Below are 14,394 nucleotides of genomic sequence, written 5' to 3' on the forward strand. Positions count from 1 at the left end.
CCTATCCATACATCCATGAACGGACAAGACATCATGTGGACCGACCGACTCACCACCGCACTCTTCGTCGTCGTCGGTGCGATCAACCTCGTGCCCGGCTTCGTCGCGGTCGCGCCGTCGCAGATCACGACGGCGTACGGGGTGTCGATCGCCGGCGCCGACTCCGCCGATCTGACGGTGCTGCTGCGGCACCGCGCCGTGCTGCTGGGGCTCGTCGGAATCGGGCTGCTCTGCGCGGCGTTCATCCGGTCGCTCCGGGTGCCCGCGCTCACCGCCGGCGCGGTCAGCATGGGGACGTTCCTGCTGCTCGCGTACACGACGTCGGGGCTCAACGACGCGAACATGCGCGTGGCGCGTATCGACATCGCCGCGTTCGCGCTGCTGGTGGTGGCGGCGGTCCTGGTCCTGCGCAAGAAAGCCTGACACCAGGCGCGTTGTCGGTCACGCGCGTCGTCGCCGGTGCTTTTCACCGGCAGGACCGCGCCCCCGGCGGCTCCACCTCACAGGAGCCGCCGGGGGCGCGTGGTGCGGAGAGGGCAGGATTCGAACCTGCGAAGGCTTTCACCCGATCCGAGTTGCCTCGGAACCCCGTTGGGCCGCTTCGGGTACCTCTCCTCACGGTGGGAGGGGGTCTGGGACCGTCCCGCCGTGCTGATGATTCTGCTGGACCGGCCTGATATTTCGCTGAGACGGCCCTGAGATGGCGACGCGTCCCGGGAGGGGTGCGTCCCGGCCGCGCCCCGTACGCATCCGTGGACCTGTGACCTGCGGACTTGTGGACCTGTGGACCTGTGAAGAGGAGAGACCCGTGCGAAGAGACCCCGTGGTGAACCTGTCCTTAACCGCCGCCCGCGAGGCGGACGACCCCGGCTGCCTGCGGGACGGCGAGGCCGCCCGGCTGCTGAGCGGGTTGCCCTGGCGCCGGCTCGTGGTGCTCGGCGACGGCAGGGCGCCCCGGCGCGTGGAACGGGTCGACGGCTACGACCGCGCGCCCTGGTACGACCGGGTCGCTGACGCCCTGCGCGTGGTGGAGCCCCGGCTCGCCTGCCTCAGCCTGCTCGGCGGACGGGAGCAGAGCGTCGCCGCGGTCCGCTCCCGGCAGCTCCCCCGGGCGCTCGCGTTCGGCGGCGATCTGGCGGTGGTCCAGTTGGCCGGACACGATGTGCTGCACCCGGCGTTCGACGCGAACGCGCTCCGGACGGAGGTGGTCCGCGTCGTCGCTCCGCTGCGCGAACACGGCTACGACGTGGTGCTGGTGACGCCCTTCGACCTGACGCGGTCGCCCGGAGCGCGGCTGCTCGGCGAGAAGGTGCTGCGGACCCGTCAGCGCGCACAGTCGGACGCGTGCGCGACCCTGGCCCTGCGCCACGGCGCGCTGTACGTGGACCTGGCCGCCCGGCATCCGGCCGCGCGCGAAGAGATGTGGAGCGAGGACGGCCTCGTCCAGAACGGCCGCGGCCAGGCCGTCATGGCCGCCGCGGTGGTCCGTACGCTCGGGGACCACCTGAGGGCGACCCGCCCCGTCAGCGCCCCTTGACCACGGGGGCGAGCAGTTCCAGCGCCTCCTCCCAGCGGAACGTGTCCGCTGGCCCTGCTTCTTCGGCCTGCCCGGCCTGCCCGGCCTGTTCCGGCGGATGGGGCCGGTAGCCGCTGATCAGCACCCCCATCTCCCGCAACCGGTCGAGGCTGCGCCGGTACGCGGGATGCGCGGCCTGCGCCGTGTTCAGATAGGGCAGGACGGCCGTCGGGATGCCGAAGCCGTACGCCTCGCAGAGGATGCCCACGGCCAGCGTGTCGGAGATGCCGGCGGCCCACTTGTTGACGGTGTTGAAGGTCGCCGGCGCCACGGCGATCGCGTCCGGCGGCGGCAGCGGCCGGGGCTCCCCGGGCAGACGCCAGGCCGACCGGATCGGAAACCCGGTCGCGGCCTCGACCGCGCCCCGGTCCAGGAACCCGAGCGCCTGCGGGGTCGCCACCACCCCGACGTCGTACCCCTCCTCCTGCGCGGCGCCGATGAGCGTACCCGCCTCCGACGCGATCCCGGCCGCGCAGACGACGACGTACAGGAACGGCTTCCTGGCTCCCATGGGCCTCCTTCAGGGACGAGTGACGGAAGACGACCCTAGGGCCTGTCCGCGCCAGGGCCTGTCGGCGCTAGGTGAAGGCTCGGGCAGGAATCCGACAGGAGGCGGACAAGACTCGGACAACGCCCTGGTCACGGGGTTCTCGCGGCTTCTATACCGGTCGGGAGCACCCGATATGCAGGAGGTACAGGCAATGCGGAAATCCTTGGTTGCTGTGGTGGCCCTCGGTGGTCTGGCGATCGGTGGTACGGGGCTGGCCGTCGCGGGAGAGGAGGTGGCCGGAGGCGGTGGTTCCGGAAGTGCCGCGCAGAGCGGTGAGAGCCAGACCCTGTCGAGCGGGTCCCAGGACACCGGGCAGGTCTCGTCCCCTCAGGTGAAGAACGCCGCCCAGGCGGCTGACCTGGTGCTGCGGGAGGTGGGGGGCGGGCGTGTGACCGGGGTCGGACTGGAGGAGGAGGCCGGGCGCGCCGTCTGGAAGGTCGTCTTCGTCAACGGGAGCAGTACGCGGGGGGCTTCGGTGGACGCCCTGACCCGGGTGGTCCAGGAGACCGCCGCCGATCCCGCCATCGCCGGTGGCAGCACCTTCGACGACGACACGTGCACGGACGACGATGACGACGACATCGATGACGCCGACGACGATGACGATGAGGACGACGACGGCGGCCGTGAGGGCGTAGAGCCCAACAAGTAGGCCCGACACGTGGGCCTGACGCGTAGGCCCGACGCGTGGCCCGACACATAGGGCCGACACGTAGGCCCGCCGCGTAGGCCCGAAGGCAGGCAAGCGGCGTACCACCCCCGGTCGGCAGCGCTCCCCCACCGTCCGCCGGCCGGGTCCGCGCCGGCCCTCACCCTCGCCCTCCCCCCCTCACCTCACACCACCGACCGTCAGCCCCGACTCCAGGGAACCGTCATCGTGAAGCCGGCAGACCGCATCGTCAGAATCGTGCACGTGGACGGCGAGGGCCTTCTCGCCTCCGACACCCACGGGCGGGTCCATCTGCTCGACGCGCAGTTGCGGGTCGTCAGGTCGTCCCCCTTCGTCCCGCAGGGCAGGCCGCTCTACGGGCTGGCCGTCGCCGACGGCTGGGTGATCGGCAAGGACCGGATGGGCGCGCTGTTCCGCTGGCCGCTCGACACACTGGAACTGGTGGACCGGCTCGACCCCGCGAGCGTCTGCGACCCGTCCCTGCTCATCCCCAACGAGCGTCCGTCCCCCGTAAGTTCACGGGGCATCGGCATCTGGAAGGGCAAGGTCTTCGTCTCCAGCGGCTACCACCGGCAGATGCTCGTGGTGGATCTGCACACGTTCCAGGTGCTGGAGATCCGCCCCAACATCTGCGGTACGAGCCCGATGGAGTGGGCCTGCACCGAACATCCCACCCGGCACGCCGTCTCCGACAAGAAGGGGAACCTCCGGTTCGGGTCGTTCGACGGCGACGCCGACTTCCCCGACCGGGTGAAGCTGGACGACGGCAACATCCACCGGGTGCGGTACGACGCCCGTCACGACCGGTTCTGGGCCACCCAGGACTTCGGCGCGGGCGAGAACGCCGACATCGCCAACGGGGTCGTGGTCGTCAGCGCGTCGGGCGAGAAGGAGGACGAGTGCCTCTTCGCCCGCGACGACGTCGAGTTCGTCACCTTCTCCCCCGACCATCTCCGGGCGTACGCGGGCGGCTTCGACGGTGAGCTCCACATCTTCGACAACACGGAGCGCGCCCTGCGCGTCACCCGCACCGTGACCGGGTTCTCGCACCAGCTCTCCGATCTGACCGTCTCCGCGGACGACGGCCAGGTGTACGTGCTCTGCCAGGACGGCGAGATCGTCCAGCTCGACGCCGACGGAACCTTCGTACGGGCCATGGGCTTCCCCCGGCAGGCCGTGTGGGACATCCAGCCGTCGCCCGAGGACCCCGGCACCCTGTACTGCGCCACGGACACCGGCGTCACCGTCGTCCGCGTACGGGACTCGGCGGGCGGGCCGATGACGCGGGTGGAGGCGGAGCACACCACCGGTTTCGGGTTCACCCGCCGGGTGGCCCCGGTACGGTCCGCGGGGAGGTCCGGGTGGCTCGGTATCACCCGCGACCACCGTGTTTTCCGTACCGACCGCGACGGCACGGACGGCGAGGGCGACGGCGACGGACCGGGTCCCGTGCTGCGGTGGAGCGTGGAGCTGCCCGCCCTTCCCCACACGGTCGCTGTCGGTCCGGACGGCGCGCGGGCCCTGGTCGCCACCAACGCGGGCGCCGTCGAGCTGGACACCGCCGACGGGCGCGTGCTCGACACCTTCGCCGTGGACGGGCTGCCGGTCTGGGCCGCGGTCTATCTGCCGGACGGCGACCGCCTCCTGGTCACCAGGAACGGGGTGATCGTCGTACTCGACCGGGCGGACGCGTCCGTACGGTGGCGGTTCGACCAGGGCGAGTACCCCAAGCGGCTCTGGATCCAGAGCGGCCGGGCCTATCTCACCGGCGACGGCGGGGTGAAGGAACTCGTCGTCGGCGAGGGCGTCGTGGCCCGCTGGCTCAAGCTGCTCTCCAACACCGTCGAGAACGCCGTCGTCGGGGACGGCCTGGTGATCGCCAGCTCGTACGGGATGCAGCTCGCCGCCTACGACTACACCACCGGCGCGTTCCTCGGGCTCTTCGAGGACCTGCCCGACTACCCCAAGGCGCTGTCGCTGCTGCACGGCGCCGACGGCACCCCGTACCTCCTCGTCGGCTGCCGTACGGGGCTGCTGTCGCTCTACCGGATCGACCGGCGCCCGAAGAAGCTCCGGCTCGTCAAGGTGCGCGACCACTGGCTGCCCCGGCGCCCCGCCGTCCTCGACCTGCGGATCCACGACCGGTGAGGCACCGCCGACCGACCGCGCGACCGACCGCGCGGGTGACCGTACGCCCGATGCCCCCAGCGACCGACCGCCCGGAGAGGGAAGCACCATGCGCACGATAGATCTGAAGCCCGACCCGCTGGGCCACGCCGCCCCGATCACCCATGTCGCCTTCCGGCCGGACGGCAAACGCCTCGCGAGCTGCTCGTACGACGGAACCGTGCTGGTGTGGGACACCAGCGAGCCGGCCCGTCCCGTCCCGCTGACGCGGCTGCGCCACCGCCGTCTCGTGAACGCCGCCGCGTGGAGCCCGACCGCGCCCACCCTGCTGGCCACTGCGTCCGCGGACAAGACCGTCGGGGTGTGGCGGATCCCCGAGCACGGGCGGCACCGGCTCGTCACGGTCCTCGCCCGGCACACCGACGACATCAACTCCGTGGCCTGGATGCCGGACGGCCGACGCCTCATCTGTGTCTCCGAGGACGGCCGCGCCACCATGTGGGACACGCCGACCGGCGCCCTCCTCGCGGAGATCGGCTCCCACGCGGCCCACTGCATGATGGTCTCGGTGAGCTGCGAGGGGCTGGTGGCCACCGTGGGCGAGGACGGCATGGTCGCGGTCGGCGACCCCGGCCGCCCGGCCACCGCGGAGCTGCGGCACTACGCGTCGTCCGTCGAGGGGTGCGCGTGGTCGCACTCCGGGAAGCTGCTGGCCGTCGCGCGCGACGACGGGGTCGTCAATCTGCTGACGCCGGAGCTGGAGTGTCTGCGGACGATCACCGTCTCCACCTCCGCGGCACGCTCGGTCGCCTGGGCGGACGACGACTGCTCGATCGTCGTGGGCGCGTACGACGGTTCCCTGCACTGGATCGACATCAGCGGCGAGCCGGTCCGCCAGTTGCACGACGCGCGGCTCTGGCCACGGTCGGTGGCGGCGGCGCGGGGACTGGTCGCCGCGGGCAGCTTCTGGAACGCGCCGCACCTGCTGGACTTCGCGACCGGGGCGGAACTCTCCGCCCCCCGGCGGCCCGGCCACGGCGCGAACGCGCTCGCGGTCCTCGGCGACCGGGGCACCCGGGACCGGAGCGTCGGTGACCGGCTTCTCGTGGGATGCGACTCGGGGAGCGTCCTCGTCCTGGACGTGGAGGACGAGTCCCCCTCCGAGGTGCGGGTCCTGCCGGTGTCCGCGAGCCCGGTGCTGTCGCTCGCCACCGGCCCCGACGGCACCTTCTACGCCGGTACGTACGCGGGCCATGTCGTACGCCACGACGGCGAGGACATGACCGTCAGCGCCCCGCTCGGCGCGCCCGTGCCCTCGCTCTGCCTGGCCGGGGACCTGCTCGTCGCCGGTACGTACAACGGCGAGCTGATCGCCCTCGACCCGGTGACCCTCGACGAGGTGGACCGGGGCGCCCCGCACGCGGGGTCGGTGAAGTCGCTGTCCCCGTTCGACGGCGGTTTCCTGTCGGCCGCCACGGACCGTACGGTCGCGGCGGGGCCGCTGCACGACCGTGCCACGCTCTGGCAGCACGGGAACCTGGTCAACGCGGTGGCCGGGCTGGGCGACCGGGTGGTCGCCTCCGCGTCGCGGGACCACACGGTGAAGGTCGGCCTGCTGGCGCCACGCGACGCGGGCCCGGACGCGGGCCCGGACGCGGGCCGGGCCATGGGCGGGCGGCGGGCGGCGAACGTGCAGACCCTGCTCGGCCCCGACGAGTCCGTCAAGTGCGTCGGCCTGCTCGGCGATCCGGACGCGCCGGTCGTCCTCGCCGGTTCGTACGACTTCGGCCTCTACGCCTGGGAGGTCGACTGGCAGGACAGCGTGGGCACGCTCGCCTCGGGCCGGCTCGTCAGCGCGTTCCGTCAAGGGCTCTCCTGCATGACCGCGTGGGACGAGCGGCGGATGGTGGTCGCGGGCTGGGACGGGCGGCTGTCACTCGTGGGGCGGGAGCAACCGGACGTTCCGGTGGGCGAGTTGCGGTCGTGGCAGGTCGACGAACTGATCGAACGGGCCGACGGTGTCGGGACCGCCGGGATCGCCAGGATCGACGAGAACGCCGAGAACGCCGAGAACACCGAGAACACCGAGAACGCCGGGACTGCCGGGAACACTGAGAACGCCGACGCCCTCGGATACGGGCGGGTGGCGAGTTGAGTACGGCGAGCGCCGCACCCCGGGCCGACGCCGGGTCGGACGGGGCGACGGTACGGGCGCGCGTCGCGATCACCCTCGGCCGGGCCCGCGGGCTGCGCGCCGAACTCGTCACCTTCCACGGCCTGCCGGACGCCGGGGAGCACGTCGCCTGCTTCGTACCGCCCCGGGACGGGACCGTCCCGCTGGTGCGGCTGCACAGCGAGTGCCTCACCGGTGATCTCCTCGGCTCCACGCGCTGCGACTGCGGCCCCCAGCTCGACGAGGCGCTGGGGGCGCTCGCCGAACACGGCGGGGCCGTGCTCTACCTGCGCCAGGAAGGGCGCGGTATCGGCCTCTACAACAAGCTGGACGCCTATCTGCTCCAGAACGCGCGCACGGACACCTTCGAGGCCAACCGGCTCCTCGGCCGTGGCGCGGACGAGCGCGACTACGGGGTGGCCGCCGCCATGCTGCGCGCCCTCGGGCTGCGCCGGATCCGGCTGCTCACCAACAATCCGGACAAGGTACGGCAGTTGCGCGACCACGGCATCGACGTCACGGCCGCGGTGCCGACCCGGCTCCATCTCACCGACGACAACGCCGCCTATCTCACGGCCAAGGCGCGCACCACCGGGCACACGCTGGCGCTCGGCCCCCGCGCGGACGAGGCGGAGACCAGCGACGCACGGAACGGGACACGGGCATGACTCCACCGGAAACGACCACACCTCCGACTCCTCCCGCCGCATCTCCCTCTCCTCCCGCCACACCTCCCGCCCCGCACTTCGCCGCCCACGCCGAACTCGCCGACCCGGCCCTGCTCCACCCCGACCGGGACTCCGCCGAGCGGCTGCGCGCGCTCACCCCCGCCGAACTGGCCGCCGCCGTCGAGGACCCGGCCGAGCCCCTCGCCGTACGCCTCGCCGCCGGCGGGCTGCTCGCGCTCCTCGGCGACCCCCGCATCCGTACGGGCGCGGCGCCCGCCACCCGTGCCGTGGCGGGCGGCGCCGTACACATCGGTCTGCCGCCACGGGACGTCGCGGCGGTGGTCGACGCGTGGGCGCATGTGGGCGTCGAGAGGGCGTGGATCGAGAAGGAGACACCGGTGGAGCAGGTCGCGCTGGCCGACTACTGGATCAGTACCTACCCCGTCACCAACGCGGAATACCGGCACTTCCTGGCGGACACTCGCCACACGGCCCGGCCGACCACCTGGTACCTGGGTGCCTATCCGTACGACCGCGCCAACCACCCCGTCGCCGGGGTACGCCCCGAGGACGCCGACGCGTACGCGGCCTGGCTGTCGGAGCGCACGGGGCATCCGTGGCGGCTGCCCGGCGAGGCCGAGTGGGAGTACGCGGCGAAGGGGCCGCTGGGGTTCGCGTTCCCGTGGGGCGACCGGTTCGACGCGGACGCCGCCAACACGCGGGAGACCGGGGTGCACACCACGACTCCGGTGGGCGCGTTCCCGGCCGGCCGGTCGCCGTTCGGCGTGTCCGACATGGGCGGCAACGTCGAGGAGTTCGTCGCGGACGACTACCGGCCCTACTGGGGCGGCTCGTTCGTCACGGACGACCTCTCCGCCGGTACGGACGGTTCCCCCGGCCTGGACCGTCCCGCCGGTGCGGACGGTGCGTCCCGTACGGACGGGGCTCGCGTTCCGTACCGGGTCGCCCGGGGCGGCAGCTTCTCCCGCTTCGGCGATCTCGCGCGCACCCGGCGCCGGCACGGCGCGTTCCCCAGCCCGCTCTACCCCGTCGGATTCCGGCTCGCCACCGGCACCCGCCCGTGATCGCGCGTCCCCTGCCCGGCGTACCCGTCGCCATAACCAGCACCGTATCGACGTGAGGACTCCCGTAACCCCATGACGCCTGCCATTCCCGACCAGTTGTGGAAGAAACTGACGAGCACCGTGGGCCTGGTCTCCGTACGGCACGGCTCCGCCACCAACGTGATGTCGGCGGAGTGGTCCTACTTCGTCAACAAGGCGCCCCTGTACGCGGCCGTCGTCCTCGGCCCCCGCTCGGCCTCCGGGGCGCTGATCGCCGCCGCCGGTGAGTTCTCGCTGACGCTCTGCGCTGAGGACCAGGCGGAGTTGGCGGACTTCGCCGGAAGTTTCTCCGTCGCCGACATCGACAAGACCGGCAGCGAGCTGATCACGTTCGGCGAGCCGACGGCGACCGGTACGCCGTGGGTCACCGGGGGCGTGGTCGCGGTCGAGTGCGTGCTCCGCGAGACCGTCCGCTTTCCCGTGCACACGATGTACGCGGGCGAGGTCGTGGCCGCGCACCTGCCCGGGAACGCGCCGGCCGGGGCGTCCGCGCCGCTCGGCACGGTCCGGCCGCTGGTCAAGCACGGGCCGATGCACGCGCTCGGCGACCCCGTACGGCGGACGGCGATCGTCGCCGCCGCGCAGTTGCTGCCCGACGGGCTCCTGCGCATCGCCGCCACCGGACCGGTCGCCACGGGCCGGGGCGCCGCCGACGACGCCCGGTGGCGGGTGACCCTGCTGACCGCCGACGGCGGGACCGTACCGCTCGGCGAGCATCCCCCGGCCGCGTACGGCGACTTCCTCGTCGATCTGCCGGTGCCCGTGTCGCACCGACTGCCGGCCGAGCGGCTGCACGGCTGCCGTGTGCTGGTCGAACGGGACGGCGCCAAGGCCGGACACACCGACATCACCGGAGTGCCGGCCGCGCCCGGCGCCCCCAGACCCCCGGGAGCCCCCGTATGAGCGAGCCCCTGCCGCCCCTCGCCCTGCCCCTGCCCTCCGCGCCGCTCCGGCTGGCCGCCGTACAGACCGGGTCGGTCTCCGGGGACGTGGCCGCCAACGCGCGCCACGCCGCCGCCCTGACGGTGCGCGCCGCCGGTGAGGGGGCCGGGGTGGTGGTCCTGCCCGAGCTGCACCTCTGCGCGTACGACCTGCCCGCGCTCGCCGCCGCGCCCGGCCAGTACGCGGTGCGCGCGGACTCCGGCCGTACCGTCACCGATCCCCGGCTCGACCCGCTCGCCGAGGCCGCCGCCGCCCACGACGTGACCGTACTGACCGGCGCGGCCGTGCTCGGCGCCGACGGCGCCCTGACCAACTCGCTGGTGGTGTGCGGCCCTTCGGGCCCGCCGACCGTGGCGTACGACAAACAGCACCTCTGGCACGCCGACGAGCGCGCGCTCTTCTCCGCCGGGGCGCCCGGGAACCGGGGCGCGGACCTCACCGTCGACGGCTGGCGGCTGGGGCTCGGGGTCTGTTACGACATGTCCTTCCCCGAGCACGGGCGCGCGGCGGCGCTCGCGGGGGCCCATGTCTATCTCTGCCCCAGCGCGTTCGCGGCGGGCAACGAGTACCGGGCGGCCGTCTACCTCGCCGCCCGCGCGCTGGAGAACACCGTGTACGCGGTGTTCAGCAATCCGGTGGGCGGCCCGCCGCACCGCCCGTGCGGCGGCGGTACGGCCGTGCACGGGCCCGGCGGCCGGACGGTGGCCCGCGCCGCGACGGCGGGCGAGGAGACCGTCCTGGCCGATCTCGACCCGGTGGAGCTGGCGGAGGTACGGGGCCTGCTCCACATGCTGGAGGAGTGCCGTACCGCGAGCCGCTGAGGACGCGGGCGGTGAACCGGCGGGCGCTGGACCACCGGGCGCGCGACCGGCGGGCGCTCAGGACACCTTGTCCGCCCGTGCCTCGTACCCGGACGAGACCGTGAGCCGGAACCCCACGCAGCGCAGTGTCTCGATGCGGCGGGGGTCCCCGAGCTTGCGGCGCAGCGCCGCGATGTGCACGTCCAGCGTCTTGGTCGGGCCGAAGAAGTTCGGGTCCCACACGGTGCCGAGGATGTGCTGCCGTGAGCACACGGCGCCCGGGTCCTCGGCGAGGAGCGCGAGCACGTCGAACTCCTTGGGCGCGAGCGTGACGGGCCGGCCCGCCACATGGACCTGGCGGGTCCGCCGGTCGATCCGGATGTCGCCGATGATCTGCGGCGAGGCGTCGGCCGCCCTGCGGGCCCCTGGCGCCTCCGGCATCGCGGTGACGAGCGCGGGCCGGGCGGCGGGGGCTGCGGCGGTACCGACGGGAACGGTGGCATGGCGTGCGGTGCTGTGCGCGGCGCCGTACGAGGTGCCGTGCGCGGATCCATGCCCCGCGCCGTGCGCGGATCCATACCCGGCGCCGTGCCCGGCGCTCTGCCCGGCGGGGACGGCGTGGCGCGCGGGCGCCGTCATCCGCGAGCGCCGGGTCACCGCCCTGATCCGGGCCACCAGCTCGCGCAGGCTGAAGGGCTTCGCCAGGTAGTCGTCGGCGCCGAGTTCGAGCCCGACCACTCGGTCCGCCTCCGTTCCGCGCGCCGTGAGCATGATGATCGGCACGTCGGAGTCCTGCCTCAACTCGCGGCACACGTCGATGCCGTCCATGTCGGGCAGCCCCAGATCGAGCAGGACCATGTCACCGCGCGGGGCGTCCAGAGCCGCGTCGCCGGTGCAGACCCACTGCACCGTAATTCCGTACCGCGCCAACCCGTCCACCAGCGGTTCGGCGATCGAGACATCGTCCTCGACGAGCAGCACCTGCATGCGTGACCCCACCTTTCCTTCGTGCCGTCGCGCAACAACCGTCGAACGTCAGATCACACCTTCCCCATGGATACGTACGGAGCGGTCCTGGCGTTCAGCCGTTTCTCCTTCGGAGAAACCTTGGGGAAACCCGGTGAAACCTCCCCCGCTCCGTCAGCCGCCCGCCGACCGGCGGTCCTCGGCCGCCCTGACGATCTCCGCGCACCAGGCGGCCACCGATCCGTCGAGCGCGTCGGCGGCCCCGCTCACGGCGGTGAGCCAGCGCTGCCAGAGCTCCACCCTGGTCCACGCGGTGAAGCGGCGGTGCGCGGTCGCGGACGAGGTGCCGAACTGGGCGGGGAGCTGCTGCCAGCCGCATCCGGAGGTCAGGACGTAGACGACGGCGGTGAAGGCGGCGCGTTCACGCCGCTCCGCCGCCGGGCCCGTGGCCGAGCTCTCGGCGAGCAGCAGGGGTTCGGCGTACGTCCACAGCGCGTCCGGGACGAGCTGCCGGGCCAGCACCGGGCTCAGCTTCATCGACGGACGCCGCTGCTCCGGCGCCTCCTCCGGTTGGCGGTCGGCGGGCGCGTGAACGCCCCCGGCCACGCCTTCCCTCGTAACGCCACCCGCACCGCCACCCGTACCGCCATCCGTGCCGTCGTCCACGCGGGACCGCCGCTGGTACTCCCGCCAGCGGGTCAGCATGCCCTTCTGGTCGCCGCCCACCCAGCGCATGTAGTCGCGCATGTTCCGCAGCCGCCGCCGGGGCGCCTCCTCCTCCGGGCCCAGCAGCTCCATCGCCTGCTCGGCGAGCTGGTACTGCCGGTCGAGATAGCGCCGCTCGCCCGCGAGGAAGCTGCCCCACACGTCGTCGTCCACCCGGAAGTAGCGGCTGCGCTCACCGGCGACGGCGTGCCGTTTGACGAAGCCCGCCTCGACCAGCCGGCGCGTCGCCAGGGAGATGGAGCCCGCGCTGACCTTCAGCGCCTCGGCCAGCTTCCCCGACGACACGTAGGGGACGTCCGTGATCAGCAGATACGCGATGATCCGCCCGTCCATCCGGCCGCTGCCCGCCGCCTCCCAGAGCAGCCCCATCTCCTCGACGAACGCCTCGCGGTCCCAGCCGTCCTGGTGTACGGACGTGTCGGCCGGCATCGAAGTCCTCCAAGTTAAAGATTCATCTCAGTCTAAAACTTTCGCACCTTTGCGTTGACACGCTATCTCGCTCGCGGCGAGTATCCCCGGTACACCCCCCGTGCCTCCCGTCTCCCATGGAGTTGTCTTGCGCAGATCATCCATGTCGAAGACCGTTCCCGCGAGCGCCGTCGCGGCGTACCAGGTGCGGGCCCTCTTCGCGCCGCTGGTCAAGGTCGACACCGAGGGGAAGCTCAGTTACGTACAGGCGGAGTCGGTCACGTCCTCCGACGCGCGCCACTGGACCGTCAAGCTCCGCTCCGGCTGGACCTTCCACAACGGGGGGCCGGTCACCGCCCGGAGCTACGCCGGCGCGTGGAACGCCACCGCGTACGGCCCCATCGCCTGGGCGGCCAACGGCCAGTTCGCCGGCGTCGCGGGGTATGCCGCGCTCAACCCCGCGAAGGGCGAACCCGCCACGAAGAAGCTCTCCGGGGTGAAGGCCGTGGACGACACCACCCTGGAGGTGACGCTCACCGCCCCCGACAGCCAGTTCCCGTTGCAGCTCACCCCGAACCAGGTCGGCTTCTACCCGCTGCCCAAGGCCGCCTACAAGGATCTCGCCGCCTTCGACCGGCGCCCCATCGGTAACGGGCCCTTCAAGATGTCCGGTACGTGGGAGCCGAACCGGGGCGCCACCGTCACCGCCTACGCCGGCTACAAGGGTCCCAAACCCGCCTCCCCGTCCATCACCTTCCGGAGTTACACCGATCTCCAGACCGCCTACACGGACGCGCAGGCGGGCACACTCGACGTCACCGGCGTCCCCGTCAGCAAGTACGCCCAGGCCAGGACGGACTTCCCCGGGCGGGTGCACACGTACGAGGCGCCGTCGCTGGAGTTCCTGAACCTGCCGCTCCACGACCCGCGCTTCCGGAGCCCCGATCTGCGCCGGGCGCTCTCGATGTCCATCAACCGCTCCACCGTCAACAAGACGAGGTACGGCGGCCTCTACACGCCCGCGACCTCGCTCACCCCGCCCTCCGAGGTCTGCGCGAAGACGGGTGTCTGCGACGCCTGCGGCTACGACCCGGAAGGGGCCAAGGCGCTGCTGAGGAAGGCGGGCGGCTGGTCGGGCCCGATGGTGCTCACCTATCCGGGTGGTCTCGGCCTCGACGAGCTGTACAAGGCGCTCGCCAACCAGATACGGCAGAACCTCGGCCTCGCCGATGTGACCGCGCAACCCACCGCCGACTGGTCCGAGTTCAGCGAGAAGTCCATCGGGAAGAAGCTCACCGGCCCGTCCTACGGCCACTGGGGCGCCCTCTACCCGAGCATGCAGAACACCCTGCGGGGCATCTTCACCGAGGCGGGCGGCTGCATGTGCGCCCACTACAGCGAGCCCGAGGTCGACGCCCTGCTGAACCGCGCGGACAGCAGCCGCGACCCCGCCACCGCCGAACGGCTCTACAACGAGGCGCAGGAACGCGTCCTGGAGGACTTCCCCGTCGTACCGCTCTTCTACGGGACGTACGTGTACGCCGCCACCGAGCGGGTGTCCGGCGTGACCGTCGGCCCCGCCGACCTCGAACTCGACCGGATCCGCGTCACCGGCTGACCGGCACCACCCCGCGCACCCGCACCGCACCCCTCACCTCTGGAGA

At 72.6% G+C, this 14,394-nt stretch carries 13 protein-coding genes and 1 tRNA gene; 10 read left to right on the forward strand and 4 right to left on the reverse strand.

Features of this window, described 5'->3' with window-relative positions:
• The first annotated feature begins 15 nt into the window (after nucleotides 1-15).
• Nucleotides 16-423 carry a hypothetical protein gene (locus ACIO3P_RS04660; protein WP_329827028.1) on the forward strand — a complete coding sequence of 136 codons (408 nt, stop codon included), beginning with the start codon at nucleotides 16-18 and terminating at the stop codon, nucleotides 421-423.
• Nucleotides 424-528: 105 nt separating this feature from the next.
• Here ACIO3P_RS04660 and ACIO3P_RS04665 read toward each other — a convergent pair.
• Nucleotides 529-615: transfer RNA gene (locus ACIO3P_RS04665), tRNA-OTHER, on the reverse strand.
• A 193-nt stretch (nucleotides 616-808) separates the two neighbouring features.
• Here ACIO3P_RS04665 and ACIO3P_RS04670 point away from each other — a divergent pair.
• Nucleotides 809-1,537: a GDSL-type esterase/lipase family protein gene (locus ACIO3P_RS04670; protein WP_329827027.1), complete on the forward strand. Its 729-nt coding sequence runs from the start codon at nucleotides 809-811 to the stop codon at nucleotides 1,535-1,537.
• On the opposite strand, the gene ACIO3P_RS04675 is transcribed toward ACIO3P_RS04670, so the two are convergent.
• Nucleotides 1,524-2,087 (reverse strand): flavoprotein, encoded by a 564-nt coding sequence (locus ACIO3P_RS04675; RefSeq protein ID WP_329827026.1) that lies wholly within the window; start codon nucleotides 2,085-2,087, stop codon nucleotides 1,524-1,526. The genes ACIO3P_RS04670 and ACIO3P_RS04675 overlap by 14 nt on opposite strands.
• A gap of 190 nt (nucleotides 2,088-2,277) precedes the next feature.
• On the opposite strand from ACIO3P_RS04675, the gene ACIO3P_RS04680 reads away from it, so the two are divergent.
• The 7 genes from ACIO3P_RS04680 (at nucleotide 2,278) to ACIO3P_RS04710 (ending at nucleotide 10,651) form a co-directional block, all read left to right on the forward strand.
• Nucleotides 2,278-2,778 (forward strand): hypothetical protein, encoded by a 501-nt coding sequence (locus ACIO3P_RS04680; RefSeq protein ID WP_329827024.1) that lies wholly within the window; start codon nucleotides 2,278-2,280, stop codon nucleotides 2,776-2,778.
• A gap of 225 nt (nucleotides 2,779-3,003) precedes the next feature.
• Nucleotides 3,004-4,944, forward strand: coding sequence for a WD40 repeat domain-containing protein (locus ACIO3P_RS04685; RefSeq protein WP_401855011.1), 1,941 nt, complete (start codon nucleotides 3,004-3,006; stop codon nucleotides 4,942-4,944).
• A gap of 88 nt (nucleotides 4,945-5,032) precedes the next feature.
• Complete coding sequence (locus ACIO3P_RS04690) at nucleotides 5,033-7,078, forward strand: WD40 repeat domain-containing protein (protein WP_401855014.1); 2,046 nt, start codon at nucleotides 5,033-5,035, stop codon at nucleotides 7,076-7,078.
• Complete coding sequence (gene ribA, locus ACIO3P_RS04695; protein WP_329827019.1) at nucleotides 7,075-7,764, forward strand: GTP cyclohydrolase II RibA; 690 nt, start codon at nucleotides 7,075-7,077, stop codon at nucleotides 7,762-7,764. Before ACIO3P_RS04690 ends, ribA begins: the two co-directional genes overlap by 4 nt.
• A complete protein-coding gene (locus ACIO3P_RS04700) occupies nucleotides 7,761-8,849 on the forward strand; it encodes a formylglycine-generating enzyme family protein (RefSeq protein WP_401855016.1) in 1,089 nt (362 codons plus the stop codon). The genes ribA and ACIO3P_RS04700 overlap by 4 nt, the downstream gene beginning before the upstream one ends.
• A gap of 72 nt (nucleotides 8,850-8,921) precedes the next feature.
• Nucleotides 8,922-9,791, forward strand: coding sequence for a flavin reductase (locus tag ACIO3P_RS04705; RefSeq protein ID WP_329827017.1), 870 nt, complete (start codon nucleotides 8,922-8,924; stop codon nucleotides 9,789-9,791).
• A complete protein-coding gene (locus tag ACIO3P_RS04710; protein WP_329827016.1) occupies nucleotides 9,788-10,651 on the forward strand; it encodes a carbon-nitrogen hydrolase family protein in 864 nt (287 codons plus the stop codon). The genes ACIO3P_RS04705 and ACIO3P_RS04710 overlap by 4 nt, the downstream gene beginning before the upstream one ends.
• Before the next feature lie 57 nt (nucleotides 10,652-10,708).
• Here ACIO3P_RS04710 and ACIO3P_RS04715 read toward each other — a convergent pair whose 3' ends face one another.
• Entirely contained in the window at nucleotides 10,709-11,617 is a 909-nt protein-coding gene (locus tag ACIO3P_RS04715; protein WP_401855019.1) for a response regulator, read from the reverse strand.
• A 153-nt stretch (nucleotides 11,618-11,770) separates the two neighbouring features.
• Nucleotides 11,771-12,751 carry a transposase gene (locus ACIO3P_RS04720; RefSeq protein ID WP_401855021.1) on the reverse strand — a complete coding sequence of 327 codons (981 nt, stop codon included), beginning with the start codon at nucleotides 12,749-12,751 and terminating at the stop codon, nucleotides 11,771-11,773.
• A 127-nt stretch (nucleotides 12,752-12,878) separates the two neighbouring features.
• Here ACIO3P_RS04720 and ACIO3P_RS04725 point away from each other — a divergent pair, with 127 nt between their 5' ends.
• On the forward strand, nucleotides 12,879-14,348 hold the full coding sequence (locus ACIO3P_RS04725; RefSeq protein WP_401855024.1) for an ABC transporter substrate-binding protein: 1,470 nt from the start codon (nucleotides 12,879-12,881) through the stop codon (nucleotides 14,346-14,348).
• Nucleotides 14,349-14,394 lie beyond the last annotated feature (46 nt).

The organism is Streptomyces sp. NPDC087310 (genome assembly GCF_044744405.1).
In the GTDB taxonomy this organism is placed as follows: Bacteria; Actinomycetota; Actinomycetes; order Streptomycetales; family Streptomycetaceae; genus Streptomyces.

Coding starts and splice junctions, on each gene's coding strand:
- ACIO3P_RS04660 (WP_329827028.1), top strand. CDS start 16: ATGAACGGACAAGACATCATGTGGACCGACCGACTCACCACCGCACTC.
- ACIO3P_RS04675 (WP_329827026.1), bottom strand. CDS start 2,087: ATGGGAGCCAGGAAGCCGTTCCTGTACGTCGTCGTCTGCGCGGCCGGG.
- ACIO3P_RS04680 (WP_329827024.1), top strand. CDS start 2,278: ATGCGGAAATCCTTGGTTGCTGTGGTGGCCCTCGGTGGTCTGGCGATC.
- ACIO3P_RS04690 (WP_401855014.1), top strand. CDS start 5,033: ATGCGCACGATAGATCTGAAGCCCGACCCGCTGGGCCACGCCGCCCCG.
- ACIO3P_RS04700 (WP_401855016.1), top strand. CDS start 7,761: ATGACTCCACCGGAAACGACCACACCTCCGACTCCTCCCGCCGCATCT.
- ACIO3P_RS04705 (WP_329827017.1), top strand. CDS start 8,922: ATGACGCCTGCCATTCCCGACCAGTTGTGGAAGAAACTGACGAGCACC.
- ACIO3P_RS04710 (WP_329827016.1), top strand. CDS start 9,788: ATGAGCGAGCCCCTGCCGCCCCTCGCCCTGCCCCTGCCCTCCGCGCCG.
- ACIO3P_RS04715 (WP_401855019.1), bottom strand. CDS start 11,617: ATGCAGGTGCTGCTCGTCGAGGACGATGTCTCGATCGCCGAACCGCTG.
- ACIO3P_RS04720 (WP_401855021.1), bottom strand. CDS start 12,751: ATGCCGGCCGACACGTCCGTACACCAGGACGGCTGGGACCGCGAGGCG.